A 26,477-nucleotide genomic window follows, 5' to 3' on the forward strand; every position below is an offset into this window, starting at 1 on the left:
TTCCCTATGCTTGGCAAGAGAAAGGGACGGGTTTAAGCTTACCCAGTCAACGCAGTAAGAGGTTAAATGTCGTGGGTTTGATGAATCGAAACAATGACTTATCTGCTTATGTTTTTGAACGCAGTATCACCAGTGCAGTCATTCTCGCTTGTATCGATGACTTTGCTCGTCAATCTACCAAGCCAACAGTGATTGTTATGGATAAAGCCTCTATTCATACCAGTCAACTGATTCAAGAGAAATTAGAGCAGTGGAAGAACCAGCAAGTTGAGATTTTCCAGTTACCCCCTTATAGTCCCCAGTTGAACTTGATTGAAATTTTGTGGCGTTTCATGAAGTATGAGTGGATTGAACTCAATGCATATGAATCTTGGGAAAGTTTAGTCTCTTATGTTGAAAAAGTTCTTCGAGACTTTGGTTCAACTTATGTAATTAATTTTGCTTAGCTACTTAGTAATGCTTTTGACCAACTTGGAACTCAACTTGGCACCCAGCTAGCCACCATTGGCAATGTGAGCGACTTGCCGCCCATGACCAATCCCCATATGCTCGCGGCTATCAACATTTTGGCAAATATGGCTTCGGCGGCTTATATTGGCGCACCTGATCTTTATCCCTTGATTGTACTTAAGCAAATTGAACTCTCTTTAAACTATGGAACTACCCCCGAAACTGCCTATGCGTTTTCGACCTATGGATTGATTTTATGTATCACTGGCGATATTCCTAAAGGTAATGCCTCGGCGGATGTGGCGATTGCGCTGCTAGATAAATTTAAGGCTCTAAAGTTCAAGACTAAAATCTTTAATCTGGTTTATCACTTTGTGCGTCCTTGGCAACATCATATTGGCAAGACCTTAGCGCCACTGTTAGAAGGATATCAGTCGGGATTAGAATCGGGGGATACGGAATTTGCGGCTTATTGTGCTTTCAATTATTGCCAACTACTCTATTTTTCGGGTGCGAATTTAGAGAAAGTCAATCAAGAGATGCAAACCTATGCCGATGCGATCGCAAAACTCAATCAAACCACCGCTTTAAATTTTCAACAGATTGGTCAACAAGCGGCGTTAAATTGGACGCTAGAACCTAATCATCCTGACTATGCACCATGGAAACTGATTGGGGACAGGTACAACATCGATGAGTGCTTGCCCCAACATCAGTTGGCAGGGGATCAATATGCAACGGGTTCAGCCAATACGCATCAGTTGATGCTGTCCTATCACTTTGGCAGTGCGGAAGATGCGATCGCAATTGCTCGCCGTACAGAAACTAGCAATTCGGGTTTGGGTGGGACATTTTTACTTGCTCTTTCCCATTTTTATCATGCACTGGCACTGCTAGGGAGCGGCGAAGATGCCACCATGAGCGATGAGTCGTCACTAGATCTTGTCAAACAGGATCTTGCCAAATTGGAGGCATGGGCAGACCATGCACCCCAAAATTTTGTCCATAAGTGCGCCCTCATTAAAGCGGAACAAGCCAGATTGCAAGGTGATCAACAGTTGGCTAGTGATTTCTATGATCGTGCCATCACCTTATCCAAATCCCACGGCTATCTCCATGAAGCAGCTCTAGCCAATGAACTCGCTGCCAAATTTTACCTGCAACTAGGCAAAGTTTTTATTGCCAAAGCCTATATGCAAGAAGCGCGTTATTGCTATTTAGAATGGGGTGCTACGGCTAAAGTCCAACACATCGAAAACCAATATCCGCAGCTTTTAGAACCGCTCTCCGAGCAAAATCCCCGTCTTGCCATTTCCATCCATTCATCCTCATCCAATAGTCTCCATAGCATCGACCTCGAAGCAGTCATCAAGGCATCATTTGCGATCGCCAATGAGATTCAGCTTGATCGACTGCTGTCCACCTTGATGAATATTTTGATTGAAAATGCAGGGGCGCAAACGGGCTATTTGCTTTTGCCAAATGGTCTCAGTAATGACGAAGATCCAGATACTTTCCCGCAAGATTTGACCAATCTAGAGAAATGGTCGATTGAAGCCATCAAAACCATTAATCATGATCATGTGATCGTGATGCAATCCTTACCAATTGCCCCCATCCATCCAGATGGCAATACCTATCTGCCACTATCCCTCGTCCATTATGTTGCCCGTACGCAAGAGAGCATCGTTCTCAATCATGCTACAGAAGTTGGGGGGGTTCAAAACGATCCGTGGATTGTGCTGCACCAGTCTAAATCACTTCTATGTATGCCTCTAGTCAATCAGGGGCGTATCACGGCAATCGTGATCTTAGAAAATAACCTTGTCACCGATGCCTTTACGCCTCAGAGAATTGCCATTCTCAATTTACTTTCTACGCAGGCGGCAATTTCTATCCTCAAAGCTAGACTATTGAAACAACAGGCTGAACTTAATCAATCTCTGCAAGCAGAAATTTGCGATCGCAAATTAGCCGAACAAGCGCGGGAGTCTGCCAATGAAGCTCTATATCAACTCAATCAATCTCTAGAATCTAAGGTTACCGAACGCACTGCCCAACTAGAAGCCGCTAATAAAGAACTAGAATCATTTTCCTATTCGGTCTCCCATGATCTCCGCGCTCCATTACGCGCAATCAATGGATTTTCTAAAATTTTGCAAGAAGATTATGGTGATCGCCTAGATGCTGAAGGGGTACGCTATCTCCAAATCGTCCGCGACAATGCTAATCGCATGGGAGAACTCATTGATGATCTCTTGTCCCTATCCCGACTAACCCGCAAAGATTTATTACGCAAACCAGTTGATGTCCACAGCCTTATTCACAAAATCCTCAATGACTTTGCCGCAGAGATTCAAGACCGTCAAATTGAGATTGCGATCGCAGATCTTCCTGACTGTGATGCGGATTACTCGTTATTAACTCAAGTATGGCTCAACTTAATTTCCAACGCAGTTAAATATACAGGCAAAACTATCAATCCCCGCATTGAAATCGGATCTCAGAGAATTATTAATCAAGAAACTGAAGAAATTGTTTATTTTATTCGTGACAATGGGGCAGGATTTGATATGCAATATGCCGACAAATTATTTGGTGTATTTCAAAGAATGCATCTAGAATCAGATTTTGAAGGCACTGGGATCGGCTTAGCAATTGTCCAACGCATTATTCAACGCCATGGGGGGACAGTTTGGGCAGAAGCTGCGATCGATCAAGGTGCAACTTTTTATTTCAAAATACCTGATCGATCTTTAAATATCTTGTAATATCTATAACTAGATTCCTCCACATTCTAATTATATGAAAATCTCTAAGATATAGATATTTTTCATATACATACAATTAGCGAAATGCTATTAAATATTAAATCCTCAAACCTGTAGCACATACTACCTATGTGCCACAGGTTTGTCCATGACTTAATAATTCTATAAATTTATATAAAAACAATGGACTTACAGCCAATTGTTCGTGAAGATTTAAATTCTATGATTTGTATCCATAAATGTTTAAGTCTTGCCATAAATTCCAAATAAATTATCGCCATCTTTAAAATGTCTTTAAAAATAGGCTTCACTCAAATATTTGGTTCAAAAGTACGTTCCTCACGTCAGTTTTGGGGTCTACTCATCCTATTGCTAGCAGGAATTGTCGGCAACTATTTGCGATGGACATTATTTTTTGATATTGACTTTTTGTTTGGCTCGATCGCAGTTTGGATAGTTGTTTGCTTATACGGCATCCGTTGGGGAACTTTTGCAGGATTTCTCTCTGGACTATGCACCTATTTTCTTTGGAAACATCCCTATACGGCAATTACCTTTACCCTAGAAGCAATATTTGTGGGTTGGCTATTTCATCGACAACAGCAGCCACAAGCCCGTCAATCCCATTCACAAAATAATATTGTTCTGCTCGATTTTCTGTTTTGGTTAGTAATAGGAATGCCCCTAGTTTGGTTTTTCTATGCGATTTTATTGCGAGTAGACCATACCCAAGCCTTGATTATTCTAATGAAGCAGCCTGTCAACGGCATTTTTAATGCCTTGATCGCTAGTTTATTACTCACCCATTTACCAATTTATCGGTGGGTAAAACGTCCCCCTGCTATCAATAGTCTATCCCTCGGACAAACTCTATTTAACTTGTTGTTTGCGTTTGTCTCAGTTCCTACATTGATATTGATTGTTTTGGGTAGTCATCAAGTCGTTGATGATATTAAACGCACCGTTAGCTTAGATCTCAACAACTCAGCTCGTTATCTCAGTGTCGAGGTTAGGGGATGGTACGATCGCCGCTTTAATGCGATGCGTCAACTTGCGAATCTCGCTCAGGTCAGTGATTTTAAAAGTGATGCATTTCAGCAGAATGCACGATTTATCAGTCAAATCTTCCCTGATTTGCGACATATTCATATTTTGGATAGCGATGGTACAACTGTTTTAGATCTGCACAGTGGTGATATCGAGACTAAATATTCCTTCAATCAAGCCGATGTTTTTGCACGAATCCAACGCTCCCCTCAAGCTTTTTTATCGCCAGTATTGATCGATCACCATACAACTTCACCGAATGTATTGATGGGTGTGCCAATTTTGAAAGATGGCAAACTGGGCGGCGCAATTTTTGCCGAGATTAATTTAAAGGGCATTACTGATCTTTTATTGTCGAATGTTGAGGGTGCGTTACTGAATATCACCATCGTTGATCAGCAGCAAACCATTGCCGCCAGTACCAATATTGAGTCTATTGGCTATCAGGAATTTGACTGGCGCGAAAACGGTACGGTCACTGAACTGGGCAACCAAAACTATCACTGGTTGCCGATGGGTGGCAGTCGGCTCGTCATGGTGAAGTGGCAAAATTCACTATTTGTAAAGGCGTTAGAGATTCGTGACGATATTCCATGGACATTGATCATCCAAATTGCGGCAACTCCCCATGTCAAGCAGATTGAGACCGTACATACCCGCTATATGGCAATTCTGTTGCTTATTTCTGGTATTGCTCTGATTTCTGCAAACCTAGTCAGTCGCCAAGTGGTGCGCCCCTTGAAACAGTTGGCAGAAGTAACCACGAATCTCCCTGACAAATTACTGCTAGAGCGCGAACCGATCGCTTGGATTCATAGCCATGTCACGGAGTTGTCATTATTGATTCGCAATTTTCGGATGATGTCGATGAGCTTGCAACAAAAATTTCGCGAAATTCGCCAAGCTAATGAGTTTTTAGAGGAACGGGTACAGGATCGGACTCAAGCTCTGCAACAAACCAATACAGAGCTAGCTGCCGAGATTGCCGAAAGACAGAAGTTGGAGACAGATCGCGATCATTTAATTGAGAGTCTACAAATATCTGAAGCACAAATCCGTCAGCTTAATGTTGAACTAGAGGAGCGGGTGATGCGGCGGACTGCCCAACTAGAAATGGCAAATCAGGAATTAGAGTCTTTTTCCTATTCGGTTTCCCATGATTTACGCGCACCGCTCAGGGCAATCGATGGTTTTACGCAGATGTTGCAGGAAGACTATAGCCATAACTTTGATGCGGAAGCCAATCGTTATTTAAGGGTAGTGCGCGATAATGCCAAACGGATGGGAGTTTTGATCGATGATTTGCTGAATCTAGCGCGACTAAACCGTAAAGAGCTATCAAGGCAAACAATTTTTCCGACGGTATTAGTCAATAAATTGATTAATGAGCTACGTCCAACTTGGATTGGTCGCCAAATTGAATTTGCGATCGCAGATTTACCGCCGCACCAAGCCGATCTGTCATTGTTAACTCAAGTCTGGATCAATCTGTTGAGCAATGCCATCAAATACACTAGCAAGGTGGATCAGGCGCGAATTGAAGTTGGTTATATAGCCCACGATGCAGAAATCGTGTACTTTATTCGCGATAATGGTGCTGGTTTCGATATGCAGTATGCCACGAAATTGTTTGGGGTATTCCAACGAATGCACCTCGACAATGAATTTGAAGGTAACGGCATCGGGCTGGCAATCGCCCAACGGATTATTCATCGACATGATGGCAAAATCTGGGCGGAAGCGGCGATCAATCAAGGGGCAACCTTTTACTTTACAATCCCTGAGGCAAAAAGTGCCTGAGAGCAGAACTCTTAGCGATTTACTAACTAATGACAGAACCATCTGAAGAACAAATTTCTGAGCAAAGTGTGTTTATTTTGCTAGTGGAAGACAACCCTGCGGACTCAGAGCTAGCGATTCGTGCCTTACGCCGTGGCAGGATTAGTAATCAAATTCAACTATTACAGGATGGTGCAGAAGCTCTTGATTTTCTCTTCTGTCGTGGTAGCTATGCCCATCGCCAAATTACCGATCATCCGAAGATGATTCTGCTAGATTTGAAGTTGCCGAAGGTCAGTGGGTTAGAGGTGCTACAACAACTCAAGGCAGATCCGCGCACCCAATCAATCCCTATCGTTGTTTTAACCTCTTCTGCTCAAGATAGTGACGTAATCGAGAGTTATAAATTGGGGGTGAATAGTTATATTGTCAAGCCTGTTGATTTTGAGCAATTTAATAAAGCGGTGGAGCAATTAGGTTTTTATTGGGTTTTAATCAATCGCACCCCTCACAATTAAGCGCCCAAAAACAAAAGTGCCGCTTCGCGGCACTTTTAGGCTAGAGCCAATTGCCAATTAGGGTAAAGGAAGACCAAAAATAAGGATGTTTGAGATTAATTTTATTTGAGGTCGTTGTAAAGGGAATATTCGACATTCCTTGGATACCCAGAATTTGATTGTTTTTAATCGTCACTTCACCACGCAAAAATGCTAGTTGAGCCTCCTGTAAAGCGATCGCTTTACTAGGTGCATTGGGCAAACCACGATAAAACCGAATCATTAAGGGCGCTGTACCCGCATCACTGACTGGCCATAGCGATGCCAACACACTCTTTGCACCTGAATCAACTGCCACACCTGCCAAGCCCAAATGTTCGCCCACGGCTGTTTCACAAGCGCTGAGGGTGAGCAGATCTGTCACTAAATTCATTTTCGAGATTTGATTCATTTGCAAGCGATCATCCCAAAATTGAATAAAGGAATCCTGCGGTGACTGTTTCACAAATTTGGCATGGGTTGCTAAATGGATGATGCCAAAGTTTTGACTGTTAATTTGCGATCGCAAATTGTCCTTAGTAAAAGCATTATTCAGAAAGTTCTTGCCCACTAGCACCTGTGAGGAAATGGTCTCGACCTCTAATTTGGTGGCGGGCAAAGGTGACCAGCCTTGCACAGAATCGGATAAACCCATCGCAAGGATTTGGGGAATCAAAGCCCGATCAGGACGATTGGGCTGCGTCAACTGCCATGAAGGAATCGAAGTCACTGCATATTTTTCAATCAGATAGCGCTCACCATCATGAAACGCCGCAGGTGGCACAACTCGCAAGTTCCCATTCATCACAAAAACAAGAGTTTTCACCTTTGCCTTGGCTAGTTCAGGCTCCATGGGGCGCACGACCCAATCATAAAGCTGTTGTGATTGCTCTAAAAAATCATCGGAGTCAGTATCCAGCAAATTATTGCGGAATTCTAGAATGACGCGATCAACTTGCTCGGTAGTTGCCCTGTACTCCACCTTTCGAAATGGTGAGCCATTGTTTTGACTGGTCTGCACAATGGGCAAGCCGATCTTTTCCTGCAAAGATTTATTACCAATGCGTGTCTCTGAAAGCAAGCTCACAGGTTGGCTATTGAATGGAGTAGAGGGAGGAACGCCAATCAGTTCTAAACCATCTTTAGATGTATTTACATAAATTAGCGCCGTGGGGCTACCCGTTAACTTCGAGATGCGATTGACTTCTGCGGCGTAACAGTCATCACTATCAGCTTGAAGTGGTTGTAACCGTTTACGTAAATATGCCTCTAGCTCAGCGCCATAGCCTTTTTCGAGGGCATTACAGGCTTGAGGTAACTGATTTTGGACTGCATATTGTCTTGCCAACAGGAAATATAAACGCCCAATTTGTCCACGGATTTCGGCAAGATCGGGAGATAAATCGACCTGTTGCGGGTCGTTGCGACTAGATCCGCTCAAAGCATTGATCAGACTGAGGATTACAAAGGGATCTAACCCAATGCCAGAGGGTCTTGAAGGGCTATCAGGATATTGGGATGGAGATTGCGATCGCACAGGTTTAGGAGCAACCAACGATAGCAATGCAAATACTGAGGCCAGAAACCATAACAGAAAATATCGCATAGGACTTTGCTCCTAAATACCTGTTTATTTGTGTTGGGGATTGGTGGTGCAAAGCGCCACCAATCTGATTGATGATTATCTTAAAATCATCCTAATGCCGCCCGCAGGGGCAAGGGTAACGCCACGACGTTGGGGTTTTACAGATTTGCGATCGCACAAATCCACATCATAATTAGCTAAAATCGTCGCCAAGACTATCTTCATCTCAAACTGCGCCAAAGCCTCACCCACACAGCGCCGCACGCCACCACCAAAGGGCATAAACTCATAGGAAGAATATTGGCGATCAAGAAAACGTTCTGGTTTAAATTGGCTAGGTTCTGGATATAGATCTTGACGCTGATGCAAGAGATAAATGCAGCCCACTACAATCGTTTTCGGCTCGATTTGATGTCCCAAAATATTGACAGATTCTTCGGCAACGCGAGGAAAGGTCAACATACCGACGGGATGGATTCGCAGAGTTTCATTACAAACGGCAGTGAGATAGGGCAGTCGGAAAATACTCATCCAGTCATGGGGATTACTGAGAGTTTTGAGTTCCTGCAAGATTTTGGCTTTGACCTCTGGCAAATGATGCACCCAATACAAAGCCCAAGACATGGCTGTTGCCGTAGTCTCATGCCCTGCAAACAAAAGGGCAAGCAGTTCATCATGGAGTTCGAGATCACTCATGCCATTGCCTTCTTCATCGATTGCCGATAGCAACATTGTCAAGATATCAGTGCGTTCAGGATCGTGATTAGCCCGACGCTCGGATATTTCTTGATAAATTAATTGATCAAGCTGCTCTTTTTGACGGATGAAATTGCCCCAAGGACTCCATGCGCCCAAATCTTTTTGTAAAACTTTAAAAAACAACGCCGCCGAGGTAAATGGGGAATTAAATAGCGCTGTCATCTGTGTCATCAAATATCGAAGTTGCTCACTTCGTTTTCCCTCATACAAACCAAATACTGCTTGCAAGATAATTTGCATCGAAATTTCCTGCATCGCCTCACGGGCAAGAAAATTTACGCTAGCTTGATTTTCTTTTTTTTGAGCTAGTAAGCCCTGAAACACCTTGTTCGTAATATCAAAAATAATTTGTCCATAGTTTTGCATCCTTGCCCCATGGAATGATGGCATCACCACCTGTCTACGCTTGCGATGACGCTCACCATCAATCATGATCACCGAGTTACCACCCAGCACTGGCTTTAAAATTTCGTTTAGTTCTCCAGGCGCACAAAATTGTTTGCGATCGTTGGTGAGAATTTGTTGAATTGCCTGCGGTTCGTTCACAAACAGCAATGAGTTACCAAAGCCAATTATTTCTGCCGTAAAAATATCAGGATATTGTGTGACTGCCTTGCCCATATAGCCGACAGGATCAACAACCCATTGCATTTGTTGCCAGAATGGAGAAATGTTGATTTTGTTAATTAGATGAGACATATTTTCGTCAGAAGGTTTCGTTGATTCTAAGTGAGTAGGACTTGGCAACTATCGTAACTGAAAAAACAAGATTGATTTTTGAAAGCACGCCGTTGGCGTGCTTTCAAAAATCGGTGTTTATCGCTATAGCTAGATTGCGATCGCAAATTTTGTTAAAAATTACGTTTGATGCTACCCAAACAAATTGCCAGAGTGCAATGATAGAGTTTGTCTGTTAATACAAAAGTTAATAAATACCTATGGATAGTACATTAGCGATCGCATATCTTGGAGCGCTGGTCTTGCTCCTCGCAGGGGTTAGCTGGTTGGTTATCCGCCAGATTTTAAAAGCAAGGAGTCTCGAAAACGTAATTTCTGACCTCCAACCAAAATTACAAAAGGAAAAAGGTACACCCGAAGACTACTACCAACTCGGCAGTGTGTATTTACGCAAAAAGCTTTATTCTCAAGCCATTGCTCTCTTCAACAAAGCTCTCAAAGAAGGCGGCGACAATATTCCTGAAGTTTACAACGCTCTCGGCTTTTCCTATTTCTCCCAAGAGCAGTATGACTTAGCAATTAAAAACTATAAAGAAGCAATTGCCCTGCAAGATGGCTATGTCACAGCCATCAACAATCTTGCCCATGCCTATGAGAAGAAAAAACTATTACCTCAATCGATTGAGATGTATGAGCAAGTTTTAAAACTAGATGAAAAAAATGAAATCGCCAAGCGCCGCTTAACGTCTTTACGCAAGCAAGTTGTCCCCACTGCATAGCCAAATAAAATAAAAAAAGGAGTCGCATTGCGACTCCTTTTTTTATGCCTTAACTTCGATTAATCCGCCACCTAGCAACAAATCATCGCGATAAAATACCGCCGCTTGACCGGGGGTAATGCTAAATTGCGGCTCATCAAATACAATTCTGGCGCGATCGCCTGCTAAGGGAATCACCGTCGCTGGTGCAGGCACAGTCCGATAGCGCACTTGTACTTCGGCATGGAAAGGTACATCAGTCGGCGCAATCGATACCCAATTAACTTGATTGATCGTGCATTCCTTCTCATGGGCTTCACTGCGATCGCCAACGACCACTTCATTTTTGACAGGATCAAGGGCAATTACATAGAGCGGATTGGCGGCCGCAACCCCCAAACCTTTGCGCTGGCCGATAGTGTAGTGATATGTACCATCATGCTCACCCAAGACATTGCCTTGAGTATCGACAATTTTGCCTTGGACTGGGGTGAGATATTTATCAAGGAATGCCTTCATCGAACCATTGGCTTCCACGAGGCAAAGATCCATACTTTCAGGCTTTTCCGCTGTCGCCAATCCAAATTCCGCCGCGATTTTGCGGGTTTCCACCTTTGTAGTTTCCCCTAGCGGAAACACACAGCAACTTAGTTCTTCCTGCCCAACCTCATATAGGAAATAGGACTGATCCTTAGTATCATCAACGGCGCGGCGCAATTCATACCGTCCCGAATCAGGATTAAATTTCAGCTTGGCATAATGCCCTGTGGCAATTTTGTTGATGCCCAACTTCTCACGAGCATAGGTCATCATCGGCATAAACTTTACGGCTTTGTTGCACCGTGAGCAGGGCAGAGGTGTAGATCCTGCGGCATAGCCTGTCACTAGGTAATTAATAATGCTTTCTTCAAATACATCACGGCTATCAACAATTTCATGGTGAATACCTAGCTCCTCACAGAGACGAGCCGCATCGACCATCCCCTCAGAACAGCATTGTCCTTTGCCACGCATTAACCATAGCGTTAACCCAGTCACGTCGTATCCTGCGCGGTGCAATAGGGCGGCCGCCACGGAGCTATCAACTCCGCCCGATAAACCGACAACGACTTTTTCTTTAACTTGCTCTACGGTTGTGTTTGACATTTACTGCGATCGAACCATTCAAACTAAATTGTATCGTAATTGCTTAGGCAATCGCTCAGTGAAGCCAGAGTCGTCCGCGTAGCGGACGACTCTAGTTCTAGGTTTTAGTAGTCGTAGGGATTTTTGGGTTCTGCGATCGCAGTAATATTACTTGCCACGATCACAACCTGACGTTTGCCGTCAGTGTTGTCTACATCGGCTTGACCTTCGATTTGCAGCCAGCGATCGGGAGGATAGTTTTTGCGACTTTCCGTAATTTTGACGGGTAGACTAACAGGATAAACATCCGCCGCACAGCAGGTAATCACAAATTTTGTAATTAAAAACATGTTGTCAGGCTGATCGGGGGCATGGACAACAAAGCCCGTGAGGTTTACCTTCTGTCCCTTATATGCGTCGGGTTCAGGATAGGCACTGATTGTGCGTACCCACTCAACCAGAGTCCGCTCTTCGGGGCGATTGCTAGCGCGAAATGATTGGGGAATGGTTCTGGCATCGGCAATATTTTCAATAACACCACGGTGAATCGCTTTTTCACTGGTGAAGGGACGGGGGCTGACAAATAAAGCGACAATTGCCACGAATAATAACAAACTACTGCTCAGGGATGGTTTGATTAAATTAACGTGCTGTTGATTATTGGGACTATTTTGATTGTTTTTATGATTTTTGCGCCGTTGGGCAACGCGCCAAGCCTCGGCAGCGCCAACAATAGTTAGTCCAATGCCTGCAATCACGGTCAGGGGAATGTAATTGGGGTGAATCAGCAAAAATAATTGTCCTGATAGCCATAGCCGCAGGAGTGTAATCCCCCAAGCGGCGATCGCACAGGATTCTAACCAAGGCACACATTTTTGCCAGTAGATTTGAATGCGTGAAGAGTTAGCGGATCTAGATGCCATGGGGAAAGATGACTAAATTAATGAGAACCTGTGGCGCACGCGCAGCGTGCGCCACAGGTTCTCATTATACCTAAGCGTTTATGCACTCAGAAGAATGATCTGTTGCTTTTGGAGCGATCGCACATCCTCAAGGCTTGCAGCTACGGATTCTAAGATCTGAGCAACTGTTTGCTTTTTGTTCTGATTATCATTGCAAGCGAGCAAAAACTTCCATTCCAAGTCACTAATTCTGACTAATTGATAGTTATAGTCAAAGAAATTGGGGCTATCTTGCCAGCCATAGATACAAGGGCTAGGCTCAGGGATTGCCGCGAGAAGTTCGGCATCAACTTGCCAAGTTTGTTTGGCGATCGGGGGACGTGCCAAAAAGAACTCGTAATGGGAAATTGTATGGGGATCGAGAACTTCAATTAGGCGGTAACGTTGGCGTTCTGTGAGGTGCTTTGCTCTGTCGAGTAAATCAGGCACTTTCCCAATTAAGCGATTTAAATCCCAAACCTGTGGATTGGAAAAGCCGAGAAAATCTAGCCCTGATGCATCAATTAATTCAAATAATGTATTTACGTTGTAATTTAGCTCTTGGGGATGAACATACATATCGGCAAAACAAGCATCCTGCTTATTTTCCAGTTCCCAACGTTCCTTTTCGCGACGGCGCAAGGCGTTATTTTCAGGAAGATTGGCAAACAGTTCGCGACCAATTTTTACGCCATCGACATAATCGCCGCGCTTGTCACCTTGCAATATTGCGATCGCTTCTTGCATGAGGCGAATTTCCCATCGACCTAATTCACCATAGACAAAAATATGCAGCAATCCCCCGGGAGCAAGTTTATTGGCGAGGGTTTGGATACCACGGATCGGATCGGCGGTATGGTGCAATACTCCCACGGAGTTGATCAGATCAAATTCGCCCTCCAATTGATCGGCATCAAATAGGCTGAGATGATGGAAATTGACTCTGGTTGCCCCTGATCTTTTACAGCGTTCTTGGGCAACGGCAAGCGTTCCTTCGCTGAGGTCAATACCGACGACAGAGGCTTCAGGGTTTAAATGCACGAGGTATTCTGTACTGACACCCGATCCACAACCAGCATCAAGAATGCGAATGTTATCTCTAGCAGGTTTTTGTCCAGTGCAGAAGCTATAGGCGGCTTGCCAATTCCAACGCCAGTTATATCCTGGTGGTGGCTCATCCAAGATTGGCTCTGGGGGAAAGGGGTAAGTATTGTAGAGACTGGCAACGGCAGCACTAACTTTGGGATCGGACATGGGCGTAATGATTAGTAATTTTTTCTAAAAAGAGCTTGTTAGCATAATGCTATCATCTGGCATTGGAGCTAGCTGCTTGAAAATTTTGCCAAACTTTTGATGTTTTTTTGACGGTTTTTATGTCAGCGCAAAGCGCTGTAATCTTAAAGAAGAGATACTAAGTAGTTAGGCATAATTAAAACCAAAAGGTTTGAGCTTTGGCACACGTGCAGCGTGCGCCAAAGGTTTGAGGGTTTTATATTTAATTGCGCTCAATTACTTAACAGCATCTTTTCTGTAAAGTTTAGATTTTTAGGATACTTGGCAATGGCTCCCGTGCGTTTGTGTGGTGTTACCAAAAAGTTTGGACAAAATATCGTGCTTCGGGATATTGATCTAGAAGTTGCCGATCGCGAATTTATGGTTTTAGTTGGCCCCTCAGGTTGTGGCAAAAGTACCCTGTTGCGGCTGATCGCAGGTTTAGAAGAAGTTAGTGATGGCTCAATCTATTTAGGGGATCGCCAAATCAACCATTTACCACCAAAAGTGCGCGATATTGCCATGGTATTTCAGAGTTATGCGCTCTATCCACATATGACGGTCTATAACAACATCGCCTTTGGACTACGCCGACAGCGATCGCAAAAGTTATCGACATTATCGAAACTCGCTTGGTTTGGGACAGCTAACCAAAAACAACGTGCCGAGGTTGATCAAAGAGTGCAGCAGGTCGCTGCATCTTTGCAAATTTCCCATTTACTAACACGCAAGCCCAAAGAACTATCGGGCGGACAAAAACAACGGGTTGCCCTTGGTCGAGCAATTGCGCGTAATCCCCAAGTTTTTTTGATGGATGAGCCATTGTCCAATCTGGATGCTCAGTTACGCAGCGATACGCGATCGCAAATCGTGCAGTTGCAAAAGCAGTTACAAGTGACTACGATCTATGTCACCCATGATCAAGTTGAAGCAATGACTATGGGCGATCGGATTGTGGTTTTAAACAAGGGTGATATTCAGCAAGTCGATACCCCCTTAAATATTTATCGGCAACCTGCTAACCAATTTGTGGCAGGCTTTATGGGTTCACCACCGATGAATTTTTTGGCTGTCCACATCGATTCGCAGGGCAATCTCAGCAGTGATAGCTTGGCTAGAACAATTAATCTAGATGAAGTTTCACTCAAAGAAGTTGGTTGCGACCGCAATTTTACACTGGGCTTCCGTCCTGAAGATTTGCAACCCACCACTGCCGACAATGCTCATTTTGTCGGCATCGTCGAGCTTGTCGAAGCCCTCGGCTCAGAAACAATTGTTTTACTCAAGGTCAACGATACCGAAATCAGAGCGAGAGTATCCGCCGATATTGGCCTAGAGCAGCATTGGCAAATTGGCGATCGCAGTTTTTGGCGTTTTGATCTGCACAAGTTGTACGGATTTGATGCCCAAACAGGGTTAACTTTGCATCATCCTTATAAAAAAAGGTAGGACTACTAAAATATGATTGAATTTGCCGTCAATGGAACTCTAATGCGCGGTTTAGAGTTAAATGGAAACTTGCAAAAAGTGGGTGCAACCTTTGTCAGAGAGGCAGAAACCGCACCAATTTATCGACTTTGGACAATCAACGATCGCCATCCTGCCATGCTTCGAGTCAATGAGAATGGCGCGGCGATCGCTTTAGAAATTTGGTCAATTAGCCCTGCGGCGCTCGGTGAAGTCTTAATGGCTGAACCTGCGGGACTTGCGATCGGTAAAGTTGTGTTGTCAGATATGCAGGAAGTTTTAGGAGTGCTGGGTGAGCCATTTCTCTGTGAAGGACAAAAGGAAATTACTGAATATGGTGGTTGGCGAGCTTACACCAAAAACACCAAAAACCTGTAACAGTCGCTACGCGACTGTTACAGGTTTTTATAAAATACTGATTTTTAAATGGGAAGGATATTCGGCACTATAAAAAATCTGCTGGGTTGCTTCCACCAAATCAATGACCCTCGCCGTTGATGGTAACTGCTGCGTATTAGAATGGCGCTCGATCAATGGAAAAGCCGCACTAGAAATTGCCACACCAATTCGATGTCCCTGAGCAAAATTTTGGCAAGTGGGGCGCAGCTTGATGCGATATTCATGCACCACATCGGATTCAGCCCATTCAGGTTCAGTCCATGACTTACGAAATCTTGCCCGTAACACCCCCATCGATACCAACATTTGCTTACCGTCAGGATAAATATCCAACAGCTTCACCACCCAATCGGTATCAGGGGCAGTCGTTGCCGCATAGAGCATAAATTCAGGAATTCCTGCGATCGCAAAATCTGCATCTAGTTCCTCACTCTCATAAATCAGCACATCCCAACGCTGATGCACATGGCGCTGATCATAAAATCCGTAAGCAGTGGCAGGATTGGGATTGCGGGGATCGTAAACGTAAATATCAGGAGCTGGCTGGCTGACAATGGGTAAATGCGCCGCTAACTGCCGTTGTGGATGTAAATAAAGCCTATGGGTTTTATCTGGAGATTGCACTGGCGGGAAATCAGTCTGCTCAAGCCATTGATTTTTGTCCATCAAAAAAATTTGTACAGGATTGCGATCGCAAATGCCATTATCAATTCCCTTCAGCCAAAAATCAAACCAATCAATTTGCAACTGATCGACATGTGAAATGGCGGCTTCACCAAAATCAATTTCGCCCACCTTTGGCAACCAAGGTAAATGTTGCCATGGCCCCACAACCAAATGTTGCGGCTTGTTTGTCGCCGCCTTTGCCTGTCGATAGGTATTAATCGTCGCCTCGATAAAAATATCCGCCCACCCCGCAATATGCAAAGCAGGCAGATCAAATCGATCAAAATAACTGAGGGGATTTAGTTGTTGCCAATATTCGGCATCTGCTTGCTGATTACCAATCCAATCAAAAAAGAACTTCCCAAATTGCCCGCCCAACGTTTCGTTCTTGAACAGTTCTATTTCATCCAATGGTAAATTTTCTGACCATTTACCCACCTGTTTCTGAGCCGCAAAAAGATGGCTAGCCTGTGGCTCTTGTTTTAAATACCATGCTCGATTTTGAGCTAACTGTAATGCCCAACCTAAGTCAAAATCTAAACAAACCGCTCCCCCAAAATAAAACCAGCCGTGATACAAATCTGCGGTTGCCATGCTGGGACAGATTGTCACTAGTCCCTGTGGTTGCTGTACAGCCGCTTGAAACTGCGTGATCCCCTGATAGGAAAAACCATACATGCCCACTTTGCCATTACTACCCTCTAGCTCCTTGGCACACCATTCCACTGTGTCATATCCATCCTCATACTCATGTTTAAATGGATAGAACTCCCCCTCAGCAGTGCCACAACCGCGCACATCCTGAATAACCACAATATAGCCTTGCTTGGCATACCAACTGGGGTGGGCATAGGTGCAGGTCGAAGCAATCGCCCGACCATAGGGCAAGCGCATTAGCAATACAGGTAACGGTGTACTGACACCCCTAGGGCGATAGATATCCGCCGTCAAGTTAATGCGATCGCGCATCGGGATTTTGACTTGACGCTGGACATTCACCTGAGCATGGAAAGCCGTGAGTTTTGGGGGCATGAATTTACGCTAGTCGATTTGCCAATCGGGGAAAATCTTTCTAATTTCAATAAGCAAATCATCAAGTTCTTCTAAAGCTTGAATGACATCGATAGTCAAGCTGCCCAAATTATTTTTGAGTGATAATTCCACCAATAATTCACGCTTGCTAGCGATCGCAACAAATCTTTGTTTTAAGCTTTCAGGGGTTGACATATGCAGTTTTAGGAAATTATTTAGATTTAGAGAGTAATGCCCAAAGCACAACACCCTTAACACTTTAACGCAAAAGCCAAGCACATTAAAATAGGATGAGCAACGCTTCGCGTTGCTCATCCTATTCTGCAAAGGTTTATTTACCCTGTAATTGAGCTAAACGCGCCTTGAGAATCTCCTGCTGTTTGAGAGATTCTTCCAATTCTGCACGCGCAGTTGCCACTACTTCAGGTGGTGCTTTTTTGACATAGCCCTCATTATTTAAGCGTCCTTGAGTCGATGCGATCGCAGATTCTAGTTTCTTGAGGGTGCGATCTAGCTTGGCAACCAATTGAGCAATATCCACAACTCCAACCAAAGAAACAATAGTCTGGACAGTACCAACCACACCTGCGATCGCCTCTTCCGTTGCCGACTCATCCACAGTTGCCACAACTGCCAAATCCTCAACCCTTGCCAAGTCGAGAATATAGCTTTGTCCCGATTCTAGTAATGCTCTTTCGCGATCGCTGTCGGATTGTAAAATCACCTTCACTTTCAGACTAGGCTTAATCTCAGCTTCAGCACGAAGATTGCGAATCGTGCGGATTGTGCCGATGATTAACTTGAACTGCTCTTCTAGTTCCTCATTAATGTGAGTAGTATCGATTTCGGGATAGGGTTGAATCGCGAGCACTGGGTGATCGCTTGATGGTTCATTAGTACCATAGGTGAGCAGTTGCCAGATCTCTTCAGTAACATGGGGCATAAATGGATGCAACAGACGCAAAATTCCATCAAGGACAAAGGCAAGAGTTTGCTGCACCGTAGCGCGAGAAGTCGGATCGGCGGTTTCCTGTAAGCGTGATTTGACTAATTCAATATACCAATCACAGAAATCTCCCCAGAAGAATTCATACAGACTCTTGGTAGCTTCACCCATGCTATAGGCATCAAGTTGTTCACGTACCTGTAAAACTGTCTGATAGTAACGCGACAAAATCCAGCGATCGGCAAGTTCTAGATTTTCGATTTGAATCGTGGCGGAGCCACGATTCAAATCAAGGTTCATCATCACAAATCGCGAAGCATTCCAGAGCTTATTGGCAAAATTCCGTGCTGTCTCCACCGTTGTCGATTCATCGGTTTTGCGATTGTAATCGAGGCGAATATCCTGCCCTGCGCCCGTTACTTCTTTAACAAGGGAATAACGCAACGCATCGGTTCCATACTTATTAATCAGAACTAATGGATCGATGCCATTGTTTTTGGATTTAGACATCTTCTGATTATTTTCATCGCGCACCAATCCATGAATATAGACCGTATGGAAAGGCATCTTGCCCGTGAAGTATCCCGCCATCATCGTCATTCGGGCAACCCAGAAGAAGATAATGTCAAAGCCAGTAACTAGAACACTCGTAGGATAGAAAGTTTCCAAATCTTGAGTTTGCTCTGGCCAACCTAAAGTCGAGAATGGCCATAAACCCGATGAGAACCATGTATCCAGCACATCTGGATCGCGCTCTAAAGTGACATCCGTACCAAATTTTGCCTTAGCTTGGGCGATCGCCTCCGCTTCAGTCCGTGCCACAAAAATTGTGCCATCGGGCGCATACCAAGCAGGGATCTGATGTCCCCACCACAATTGCCGGGAAATACACCAATCCTTGAGACGAATTAGCCAATCGCGATATACCTTACCCCAGCGATCGGGGACGAAGGTGGGCGAATTTTGTTTGTCAAACTGTTCCAGAGCAAAGTCTGATAGCGGCTTAATATTCACAAACCACTGAATTGAGAGCAATGGCTCCACAGGCACTTTGCCACGTTCTGAATAGGGAACAGTGTGAGTATAGTCTTCAATTTTTTCGAGTAAGCCCAATTGATCCAGCTTGGCGACGACATTTTTACGCGCTACAAACCGATCTTGTCCTTGGAATTCACCACCATTCTCATTGATTGAGCCATCTTTATTGAGAATATTGATTAATGGAAGTTGATGGCGCTTACCCATCTCAAAGTCATTCGGATCATGGGCAGGGGTAATCTTGACACAGCCACTACCAAACTTGGGATCGACATATTGATCGGCAATAATCGGAATTTCACGATTCATGATTGGCAGCATGATCGTTTTACCAATTAAATGCTTGTAGCGATTGTCATCAGGATTAACCGCAACCGCAGTATCACCCAACATGGTTTCGGGGCGAGTGGTGGCGACAACTAAATGACCAGAGCCATCAGCTAAGGGATAGCGGAAATTCCAAAGATGACCATTAACTTCTTTATTGTCAACTTCAAGATCTGATACAGCAGATTGCGAGTCGGGACACCAGTTAACCAGATATTCGCCGCGATAAATTAAACCTGCTTCATAGAGCTTGACAAAGGCTTCTGTTACTGAATTCGATAAACCTTCATCCATGGTGAAGCGTTCGCGTGTCCAGTCTGCCGACACCCCTAAACGCCGTAACTGCGAAACAATCGTACCACCAGATTCCGCTTTCCATTCCCAAGCCCGCTCTAAAAATTTTTCGCGCCCAATCTCTTGATTAGTTTTGCCTTCAGCCTTGATTTGTTTATCAAGGATCGTTTGGACGGCAATACTAGCGTGATCAGTACCCGGTAACCACAGCGTATTAAACCCACGCATACGGTGATAGCGAATTAAGATGTCAATTAATACCTCTTGAAAAGCATGACCCATATGTAAGCTGCCCGTGACATTGGGCGGCGGAATCATTATGCAGTATGGCTCTTTTTCGCTTTGGCTTTCTGCTACAAATACGCCACTTTCCTCCCAATATTTTTGCCACTTGGCTTCAGATTCGAGAGGGTTATATTGTTTGGGAAGTTCGGTCGTACTCATAGCGGGTTACTTAGGAAATTTTGTTACTTAAATATTAAGGTCTTTGTGCAGTCTATTATCTTATAGCGTTTTCTCGACTGGGATCCAGCAGAATTGAGAACTAGGGTCTTTGAGTTTAATAAAATTTAAAAAAAATTCACCTGATTTTTGTTGAAATAAACTGCCTAAAATAAGTTAGACTCATACCTCAAACCGAAATTCTAGAATTTCGTGAGCCTTTGGGAATGTAGGATTTATTGATTAGGAGTAGCCACCTTGGAAGTCTCGAAATTATTAGAACTATACAAACAAGGAGAGCGTAATTTCGCTAATATCGATCTCAGTCATGCCCAATTACGCAGTGCTAATTTAATTGGCATTGATCTCCGTGGCGCAACTTTAGATAAGGCAGATTTGAGTAGTGCTAATTTGATTGACGCTAACTTAACAGGGGCTAAACTGATTGATACTAATCTCAGAGGTGCGTTATTGCGTGGCGCAAATTTTGCGAATGCTGACTTGACAGGCGCAAACTTCACTTGGTCAAATTCATCAGAGAGCAAGTTTACACGCGCCAATCTGCATATTACTAATTTCAGTGGCGCAAATTTAATTGAGGCAGATTTTACAGGCGCAATTATGAATGGTTGCAATTTGCGTGGTACAAATCTGCGGGGTGCGATCTTAAAAAGATTACACACCTGCTTAGATATTGATTTCTCAGGTGTGCGTCATTTGGATGATCAGACTCGGTTATATCTTTGTGCGATCGCAAGTGGTACACACCCATTCACAAAAAATGATAGCCGTCAAACTTTAGAATGTCCTAATTAGTGTTTGATTATGGCTGCTCGGACAGTTCTAGTAGATAGGGAAAAGAAGCATTTTCTTCATAAGAGCCAATCCAAACCTCATAGGTTCCCTCTAGCCAATCGCCTGCTATTTCAGGATTGCGATCGCGAACATCGTCACTACACCAACTCCCACCGGGACCACGTACTAACAAAACTGTATCACCAGAGCTTCTAACTTGCATTTTGAGATAGTTAAATGGCTGAGTGAGGGTGATTTTATGATCAGGCTCTGCGTCAATAAAACCAATACATTCGCCAGTTTCCGTCACTTTGCGTCCTGATTTTGCCTGAGTCTCAGTGCCACCACCGCTAATACCTCGTAGTTCAACAACCGTTGGCACAAAATTCGGTGCGATCGCAATATCTTCAAACATTTTGACAACACTAGTTTTTTTGCCTGAAGAAATTTCTGGTTGCTGTGGTCGCGAAATCTCGACTGATGTTCTTGTATTTGTTGTTTTGTTTGGCGTTGAGCTTGGTCTTGACTGCGATCGCACAGGCATTGTAATGCCGAGTATAGTAGTTACGGCAACAAGGGCAAATAGCGATCGCAGTGAAAAATTTCTCATGACACAAAGGAATGAATCTCAGGAGTAGATTTTAGCATTAGCCAAGCTCAGCCTGTAGAAGTAATTGCTTTCTCCAGCAAAGGTGGGGAAACAAGTTTGTAGGCGCTATATAATCACATTGAATGAGATTGGTTAGAAAAAACATGGCAGCAATTGGCATCATGACCGCACAGGTGCGTCCCGAACGTGAGATCGGACAAATCCATGTTTATGACGGAATGGGTAAAGGCAAATCACAGGCAGCCCTAGGTGTGGTATTGCGATCGCTAGGACTAGGTATGTCTGACAGCTCACCCTTTGGCACAAGGATTTTATTACTGCGATTTCTCAAAGGGGCAGAGCGGGAATATGCAGAAGATGCAGCAATTTCCGCATTACAACAAGGATTTCCCCACTTAATCGACCATGTGCGGACAGGTCGCGCCGAATTTTTTGATGCCGAACATGTCACACCTTTTGATCGCCAAGAAGCAGAACGTGGTTGGGCGATCGCCAAAGGTGCAATGGCATCAGGGCTGTATTCGGTAGTAGTTTTAGATGAGATTAATCCCGTCCTCGATCTCGGTTTAATTCCAGTTGATCGCGTCGTCAAAGACTTAAAAAATAAACTACCGCACCTCGAAGTTATTTGTACAGGTCGCGGCGCACCACAAGCATTGATTGATATTGCGGATCTACACTCAGAAATGCGATCGCATGATGATGCCCATGCCGAAAAATATGGAGTCACAGGTATTGAAATTTATACAGGTGCGGGCAAAGGTAAGAGCACCTCAGCCTTAGGTAGATCCTTAAAAGCAATTGGCACTGGCATCAGTCGCGATTTATCCCACCGTGTTTTAATCATGCAATGGCTCAAGGGTGGTACAGGCTATACCGAAGACGCAGCAATCGCTGCCCTCAAACGTGGTTATCCCCATGTGATTGATCATCAACGTTGCGGACGTGACGCAATTGTCTGGCGTGGTCAACAGCAGGAAATGGACTGCATCGAGGCTCAACGTGGCTGGGAAATTGCTCAAGCTGCGATCGCATCAGGACTTTATAAAACAATCATTCTTGATGAATTGAATCCCACCGTTGATCTGGACTTATTACCTGTTGAGCCCATCTGCGAAGCCCTACTCAAAAAATCACGAGATACAGAAGTAATCATCACAGGTCGTTGCCTCAATCAGCCAGCCTATTTCGACCTAGCTTCTATCCACTCAGAAATGGTCTGTCACAAACACTATGCCGAAAAAGGCGTAGACCTGAAACGTGGTGTCGATTTCTAGGGTCAACTTAGTACACTTCAAAGCCCAAAAAATGAGTTGCAGCACTTTGTGACGCAACTCATTTTTTGGGTTTGAGCCTAAATTTATTTTTCACTTGATTCTACTGTCGATACAGAAACTTCCTCTGCTTGCTCTTTTTCCGATGGCAAGTAATAGCCATTGTAGTATTTGTAATAATACTCACCATCAGATGTGCCAATCATATTAATTAATAACCCAGCAACATTTGCCTTTGCCATTTCTAGTAACTCCAAAGCACGAGAAATTCCACTTCGGGTAGAGCGATCAATCGCTGCCACCAAAATAAAAGTATCCACTTTAGGAGTCAAACATTGAGCATCACTGATACCAATCACGGGGGGCGTGTCAACTAGTACATAGTCATACTCTTGGCGCAACTCCTGTAAAAGGTTAGTCATTTTATTGGAATCTAGCAACAACATAGGATTGGGAGGAAGAGAGCCAGAGGTCAAAATGTGTAAATTACCAAGTTCATCTCCCTGTTGAATTAATTCTTGCCAAGGTTTAGTGGTTGCTAAAGCAGTAGACAAACCAACGGTATTACTTAGTTTAGCTAACTTATGAATAGTTGGTTTTCGCATATCTGCATCTACTAACATCACTCTGTATCCCAGAGAAGCTAAGATATTGGCGATGTTATAGCTTAATGTACTCTTGCCTTCAGAAGGGACAGACGATGTGAATGCAATTACTTTCATCGTGTTATCTGTACCCAAATAACGCAAATTAAGCGCCAGCGAACTTAGGGATTCTTTAAAAGCGTAGTAATTATTACTAGGATGTCTACCATCGACACTGGCGAGTAAAGAATTGGCATTCATCATTGGAATTGAAGCAAGCAGAGGGATATCAATCATTTCCCTTACTTCTTCGACTTCACGAATACGCTGGTCTAATTTATTTTGGAGCAGTGCTAATAGAACTCCTAAACCCAAACTGAGGATAGTGCCAGTGAGCAAATTTCTCTCAATATTTGGAGAAAAGGGCTTGCTGGGAGTTAAAGGTGGTTCTAAGATCTTCCATGATGAAATTTCTTGAGCTTCTGCAATTCTTAACTCTTCTAATTTTTCACTGAGCTTATTGTAGGTTGAGCTATCAAGGGCAAGCTGTCTTTGGATTTCTACATATCGCTGCTGAATTTGGGGAATATTAGAAAAAGCAGCAGTAACTTCCTCTTGAGCCTTTCTAATACTTTCTAGCTGCGCTTGACTGACCGCAAGATCTGTTTGTGCCGCAAATAATTGAGTGGCTAAGTTTTGTTGAATAGGACTGTTTGGCTCTTTCGTAATATTTGCTGTAGCAGTATTCCTTACACCTACTACTGATTGAGCGCGATTTTCTAATAATCTATACAGTTCATCTCGGCGATCTTTAAGAGCAACAACGTTGGGATGATCTTCGCGAAAGCGTGTGAGTTCCAAGAAATAATTAGTTTCTACTTCTTGGAATTGTTTAACCAATGACTGATACGATTCATCCTGTTGCAGAATAGCATTGCCGATCGCTTCATCAGCCGATTTACCTACTTGACTACTTAGGGATTCGTATTGTTGTTGTGACTGCGCGATTTTGATTTGTAAGTTTTGAGCTTGAGTCTCCAGAGCCTCGCGCATGGTATAAACCGAGGCAGCATAGGTATCAGGATCGACGATATTATACCGCTTCCGAAATTGTGTAACCGCTAGCGCCGACTTGTCAAGCTGTTGCTTTACCTGTGGAAGTTTATCTTCAATAAACTGAATCGCTGTGGTGGATTTGGTTTGACGATCTTTTAGGCTATATTCAACATAGGTTTGCGATAAAGCAGCTAAGACATCACGGGCTCTTTTTGCGTCAGTATCTGTGTAGCTAAGTCGCAAAACCATAGCATCTTTTTCAGGACGTATGTCTAATCCCTCTATGATCATTGCTGAATTTAGAGAGCTATATGTCTTGCCTGCTTCAGATTTTTGTAACCTAGTCAGAGCATTTTCAATCAAAGGGTAGCTCTTGAGAATAGAAATTTCTGTGCTTAGGCTAGCCGCCGAATTACTAGGCAATCCAGGAAGTTGAATATCTGATACGGCAACTGTGGAGTTAACTAGAAGAGAAGCGCTTGCACGGTATTGAGGAATTCTGGTAAATGTATAGTAGACGTTGCCAGCAAATACCGTCACAGAGACTGCCGCGATGGTAATCCAACGTTTGCGTAATATTCGCAGAAATTTGGATAATTTAAAGGAATCATCAACGTACTTGCCGACATAGGTAGCTGTAGGATATTCAGTCATTTCTATATTTTACCTAGGTAGCTTTTAGCACTACTTCTTATATTCGTTAATACTTATATCAAAAGCAAGAAGATATATCAAACCGAAAATGAGTAATCATGAAATTACTGAAGGTTACTATTTATAATAGTTAGTAGTTTTCTTTAGACTATATCTTAGCCATCTCATCATAACCGAAGTAGCGAATGCCTGTAACTGTTCCAGTCATATATTCCACCCTCTTATTAACGCTCTTGCTATTTTGGGGTTTAGTTTCTTTTTTACGAGGATCAATTCGCGATCGCACAACTGATGTTGTATTTACAAAAAATAATCAGATCACGGACGATCAGATGCTAATGCAGGTACGTGATCACTTTCGGCAAAGGGCATATCAGGTTGTTGAAATTGATCGTGATCGAGAAGTTGCGAATTTATCGGGGCAAGTCAAGCCCAATCTATTTTTAGCAATATTTATGACCGTCCTAGCGGCAATTGGCATGATTTGTCTAGGCTTAGTGCTAGGTATTTTAATCCCAGATCTAGAAAATATTTGGATTTGGCTCACAGCTCTATCGCCGATCGCAGGGATATTTTATTGGCGTGGCACACCCCGTGAGCGCAGAGTCAGCTTGCGACTACTGCCTGACTCTCAGCTTAAAGTTCGCGCCCACAAAGATGAGATCGAGCAGTTACAGCGAGCGCTAAATCTTGAAAAACTAGAAACTTAGTTAAAATAGCTTGACTATAAAAGTTGAATATAAGTAGCTAAGCAAAATTAATTACATAAGTTGAACCAAAGTCTCGAAGAACTTTTTCAACATAAGAGACTAAACTTTCCCAAGATTCATATGCATTGAGTTCAATCCACTCATACTTCATGAAACGCCACAAAATTTCAATCAAGTTCAACTGGGGACTATAAGGGGGTAACTGGAAAATCTCAACTTGCTGGTTCTTCCACTGCTCTAATTTCTCTTGAATCAGTTGACTGGTATGAATAGAGGCTTTATCCATAACAATCACTGTTGGCTTGGTAGATTGACGAGCAAAGTCATCGATACAAGCGAGAATGACTGCACTGGTGATACTGCGTTCAAAAACATAAGCAGATAAGTCATTGTTTCGATTCATCAAACCCACGACATTTAACCTCTTACTGCGTTGACTGGGTAAGCTTAAACCCGTCCCTTTCTCTTGCCAAGCATAGGGAA

Annotated in this window: 21 protein-coding genes; 10 read left to right on the plus strand and 11 right to left on the minus strand. The window is 43.6% G+C overall.

Annotated features, from left to right (window positions below):
* The 4 genes from H6F41_RS15845 to H6F41_RS15860 form a co-directional block, all read left to right on the plus strand.
* On the plus strand, nucleotides 1-446 hold a 446-nt coding region (locus H6F41_RS15845; RefSeq protein ID WP_190401965.1), incomplete at its 5' end, for an IS630 family transposase.
* 84 nt (nucleotides 447-530) lie between these two features.
* Nucleotides 531-3,221 carry a GAF domain-containing sensor histidine kinase gene (locus H6F41_RS15850; RefSeq protein WP_190404442.1) on the plus strand — a complete coding sequence of 897 codons (2,691 nt, stop codon included), beginning with the start codon at nucleotides 531-533 and terminating at the stop codon, nucleotides 3,219-3,221.
* A 288-nt stretch (nucleotides 3,222-3,509) separates the two neighbouring features.
* A complete protein-coding gene (locus H6F41_RS15855) occupies nucleotides 3,510-6,068 on the plus strand; it encodes a sensor histidine kinase (RefSeq protein WP_190404443.1) in 2,559 nt (852 codons plus the stop codon).
* A 29-nt stretch (nucleotides 6,069-6,097) separates the two neighbouring features.
* Nucleotides 6,098-6,565, plus strand: a complete 468-nt coding sequence (locus H6F41_RS15860) for a response regulator (protein ID WP_190404444.1) — start codon at nucleotides 6,098-6,100, stop codon at nucleotides 6,563-6,565.
* Nucleotides 6,566-6,605: 40 nt separating this feature from the next.
* Here H6F41_RS15860 and H6F41_RS15865 read toward each other — a convergent pair whose 3' ends face one another.
* Both H6F41_RS15865 and H6F41_RS15870 read right to left on the minus strand, forming a co-directional pair.
* Nucleotides 6,606-8,189: a CHAT domain-containing protein gene (locus H6F41_RS15865; protein ID WP_190404445.1), complete on the minus strand. Its 1,584-nt coding sequence runs from the start codon at nucleotides 8,187-8,189 to the stop codon at nucleotides 6,606-6,608.
* Between the two features lie 75 nt (nucleotides 8,190-8,264).
* The gene (locus H6F41_RS15870; RefSeq protein ID WP_190404446.1) at nucleotides 8,265-9,626 is read right to left on the minus strand and encodes a cytochrome P450; all 1,362 of its coding nucleotides are present in this window, start codon (nucleotides 9,624-9,626) and stop codon (nucleotides 8,265-8,267) included.
* A gap of 239 nt (nucleotides 9,627-9,865) precedes the next feature.
* On the opposite strand from H6F41_RS15870, the gene H6F41_RS15875 reads away from it, so the two are divergent.
* Nucleotides 9,866-10,384, plus strand: coding sequence for a tetratricopeptide repeat protein (locus tag H6F41_RS15875; protein WP_190404447.1), 519 nt, complete (start codon nucleotides 9,866-9,868; stop codon nucleotides 10,382-10,384).
* 42 nt (nucleotides 10,385-10,426) lie between these two features.
* Here the strand turns inward: H6F41_RS15875 and mnmA are convergent, their stop codons facing one another.
* From mnmA to H6F41_RS15890, 3 genes are all read right to left on the minus strand, one after another.
* Nucleotides 10,427-11,509 (minus strand): tRNA 2-thiouridine(34) synthase MnmA, encoded by a 1,083-nt coding sequence (gene mnmA, locus H6F41_RS15880; RefSeq protein WP_190404448.1) that lies wholly within the window; start codon nucleotides 11,507-11,509, stop codon nucleotides 10,427-10,429.
* Nucleotides 11,510-11,613: 104 nt separating this feature from the next.
* The gene (locus H6F41_RS15885) at nucleotides 11,614-12,411 is read right to left on the minus strand and encodes a TIGR03943 family putative permease subunit (protein WP_190404449.1); all 798 of its coding nucleotides are present in this window, start codon (nucleotides 12,409-12,411) and stop codon (nucleotides 11,614-11,616) included.
* Between the two features lie 78 nt (nucleotides 12,412-12,489).
* Nucleotides 12,490-13,683: a class I SAM-dependent methyltransferase gene (locus H6F41_RS15890; protein WP_190404450.1), complete on the minus strand. Its 1,194-nt coding sequence runs from the start codon at nucleotides 13,681-13,683 to the stop codon at nucleotides 12,490-12,492.
* 306 nt (nucleotides 13,684-13,989) lie between these two features.
* Between H6F41_RS15890 and H6F41_RS15895 the strand changes: the two genes are divergently transcribed.
* Together H6F41_RS15895 and H6F41_RS15900 are read left to right on the plus strand one after the other, a co-directional pair.
* Complete coding sequence (locus H6F41_RS15895) at nucleotides 13,990-15,150, plus strand: ABC transporter ATP-binding protein (RefSeq protein ID WP_190404451.1); 1,161 nt, start codon at nucleotides 13,990-13,992, stop codon at nucleotides 15,148-15,150.
* Nucleotides 15,151-15,162: 12 nt separating this feature from the next.
* Nucleotides 15,163-15,546: an allophanate hydrolase-related protein gene (locus tag H6F41_RS15900; protein ID WP_190404452.1), complete on the plus strand. Its 384-nt coding sequence runs from the start codon at nucleotides 15,163-15,165 to the stop codon at nucleotides 15,544-15,546.
* Nucleotides 15,547-15,573: 27 nt separating this feature from the next.
* Here H6F41_RS15900 and H6F41_RS15905 read toward each other — a convergent pair whose 3' ends face one another.
* The 3 genes from H6F41_RS15905 to H6F41_RS15915 all read right to left on the minus strand — a co-directional run bounded on the left by H6F41_RS15905 (nucleotide 15,574) and on the right by H6F41_RS15915 (nucleotide 20,314).
* Nucleotides 15,574-17,265, minus strand: a complete 1,692-nt coding sequence (locus H6F41_RS15905; protein ID WP_190404453.1) for a CocE/NonD family hydrolase — start codon at nucleotides 17,263-17,265, stop codon at nucleotides 15,574-15,576.
* 9 nt (nucleotides 17,266-17,274) lie between these two features.
* Complete coding sequence (locus H6F41_RS15910) at nucleotides 17,275-17,460, minus strand: hypothetical protein (protein WP_190404454.1); 186 nt, start codon at nucleotides 17,458-17,460, stop codon at nucleotides 17,275-17,277.
* A 136-nt stretch (nucleotides 17,461-17,596) separates the two neighbouring features.
* On the minus strand, nucleotides 17,597-20,314 hold the full coding sequence (locus H6F41_RS15915) for a valine--tRNA ligase (protein ID WP_190404455.1): 2,718 nt from the start codon (nucleotides 20,312-20,314) through the stop codon (nucleotides 17,597-17,599).
* Nucleotides 20,315-20,569: 255 nt separating this feature from the next.
* Here H6F41_RS15915 and H6F41_RS15920 point away from each other — a divergent pair, with 255 nt between their 5' ends.
* Nucleotides 20,570-21,127 (plus strand): pentapeptide repeat-containing protein, encoded by a 558-nt coding sequence (locus H6F41_RS15920; RefSeq protein WP_190404456.1) that lies wholly within the window; start codon nucleotides 20,570-20,572, stop codon nucleotides 21,125-21,127.
* A 7-nt stretch (nucleotides 21,128-21,134) separates the two neighbouring features.
* Here the strand turns inward: H6F41_RS15920 and H6F41_RS15925 are convergent, their stop codons facing one another.
* Nucleotides 21,135-21,716: a hypothetical protein gene (locus tag H6F41_RS15925; protein ID WP_190404457.1), complete on the minus strand. Its 582-nt coding sequence runs from the start codon at nucleotides 21,714-21,716 to the stop codon at nucleotides 21,135-21,137.
* A gap of 143 nt (nucleotides 21,717-21,859) precedes the next feature.
* Here H6F41_RS15925 and H6F41_RS15930 point away from each other — a divergent pair, with 143 nt between their 5' ends.
* Nucleotides 21,860-22,993 (plus strand): cob(I)yrinic acid a,c-diamide adenosyltransferase, encoded by a 1,134-nt coding sequence (locus H6F41_RS15930; RefSeq protein ID WP_190404458.1) that lies wholly within the window; start codon nucleotides 21,860-21,862, stop codon nucleotides 22,991-22,993.
* An 83-nt stretch (nucleotides 22,994-23,076) separates the two neighbouring features.
* Here the strand turns inward: H6F41_RS15930 and H6F41_RS15935 are convergent, their stop codons facing one another.
* Entirely contained in the window at nucleotides 23,077-25,284 is a 2,208-nt protein-coding gene (locus H6F41_RS15935) for a GumC family protein (protein WP_190404459.1), read from the minus strand.
* 185 nt (nucleotides 25,285-25,469) lie between these two features.
* On the opposite strand from H6F41_RS15935, the gene H6F41_RS15940 reads away from it, so the two are divergent.
* Entirely contained in the window at nucleotides 25,470-25,994 is a 525-nt protein-coding gene (locus H6F41_RS15940; protein WP_190404460.1) for a cofactor assembly of complex C subunit B, read from the plus strand.
* Between the two features lie 37 nt (nucleotides 25,995-26,031).
* Here the strand turns inward: H6F41_RS15940 and H6F41_RS15945 are convergent.
* Nucleotides 26,032-26,477: IS630 family transposase (locus H6F41_RS15945; protein ID WP_190401965.1), on the minus strand; the 446-nt coding region annotated here is incomplete at its 5' end.

This window comes from Pseudanabaena mucicola FACHB-723, assembly GCF_014696385.1.
GTDB lineage: Bacteria > Cyanobacteriota > Cyanobacteriia > Pseudanabaenales > Pseudanabaenaceae > Pseudanabaena.

Excerpts from the sequence above, each read along its gene's own strand:
- H6F41_RS15895 (WP_190404451.1), top strand. The coding sequence starts at position 13,990 with ATGGCTCCCGTGCGTTTGTGTGGTGTTACCAAAAAGTTTGGACAAAAT.
- H6F41_RS15910 (WP_190404454.1), bottom strand. The coding sequence starts at position 17,460 with ATGTCAACCCCTGAAAGCTTAAAACAAAGATTTGTTGCGATCGCTAGC.
- H6F41_RS15865 (WP_190404445.1), bottom strand. The coding sequence starts at position 8,189 with ATGCGATATTTTCTGTTATGGTTTCTGGCCTCAGTATTTGCATTGCTA.
- H6F41_RS15860 (WP_190404444.1), top strand. The coding sequence starts at position 6,098 with ATGACAGAACCATCTGAAGAACAAATTTCTGAGCAAAGTGTGTTTATT.
- H6F41_RS15885 (WP_190404449.1), bottom strand. The coding sequence starts at position 12,411 with ATGGCATCTAGATCCGCTAACTCTTCACGCATTCAAATCTACTGGCAA.
- H6F41_RS15935 (WP_190404459.1), bottom strand. The coding sequence starts at position 25,284 with ATGACTGAATATCCTACAGCTACCTATGTCGGCAAGTACGTTGATGAT.
- H6F41_RS15915 (WP_190404455.1), bottom strand. The coding sequence starts at position 20,314 with ATGAGTACGACCGAACTTCCCAAACAATATAACCCTCTCGAATCTGAA.
- H6F41_RS15940 (WP_190404460.1), top strand. The coding sequence starts at position 25,470 with ATGCCTGTAACTGTTCCAGTCATATATTCCACCCTCTTATTAACGCTC.
- H6F41_RS15930 (WP_190404458.1), top strand. The coding sequence starts at position 21,860 with ATGGCAGCAATTGGCATCATGACCGCACAGGTGCGTCCCGAACGTGAG.
- H6F41_RS15900 (WP_190404452.1), top strand. The coding sequence starts at position 15,163 with ATGATTGAATTTGCCGTCAATGGAACTCTAATGCGCGGTTTAGAGTTA.
- H6F41_RS15855 (WP_190404443.1), top strand. The coding sequence starts at position 3,510 with ATGTCTTTAAAAATAGGCTTCACTCAAATATTTGGTTCAAAAGTACGT.
- H6F41_RS15870 (WP_190404446.1), bottom strand. The coding sequence starts at position 9,626 with ATGTCTCATCTAATTAACAAAATCAACATTTCTCCATTCTGGCAACAA.
- H6F41_RS15875 (WP_190404447.1), top strand. The coding sequence starts at position 9,866 with ATGGATAGTACATTAGCGATCGCATATCTTGGAGCGCTGGTCTTGCTC.
- H6F41_RS15905 (WP_190404453.1), bottom strand. The coding sequence starts at position 17,265 with ATGCCCCCAAAACTCACGGCTTTCCATGCTCAGGTGAATGTCCAGCGT.
- H6F41_RS15890 (WP_190404450.1), bottom strand. The coding sequence starts at position 13,683 with ATGTCCGATCCCAAAGTTAGTGCTGCCGTTGCCAGTCTCTACAATACT.
- H6F41_RS15850 (WP_190404442.1), top strand. The coding sequence starts at position 531 with ATGACCAATCCCCATATGCTCGCGGCTATCAACATTTTGGCAAATATG.
- mnmA (WP_190404448.1), bottom strand. The coding sequence starts at position 11,509 with ATGTCAAACACAACCGTAGAGCAAGTTAAAGAAAAAGTCGTTGTCGGT.
- H6F41_RS15925 (WP_190404457.1), bottom strand. The coding sequence starts at position 21,716 with ATGAGAAATTTTTCACTGCGATCGCTATTTGCCCTTGTTGCCGTAACT.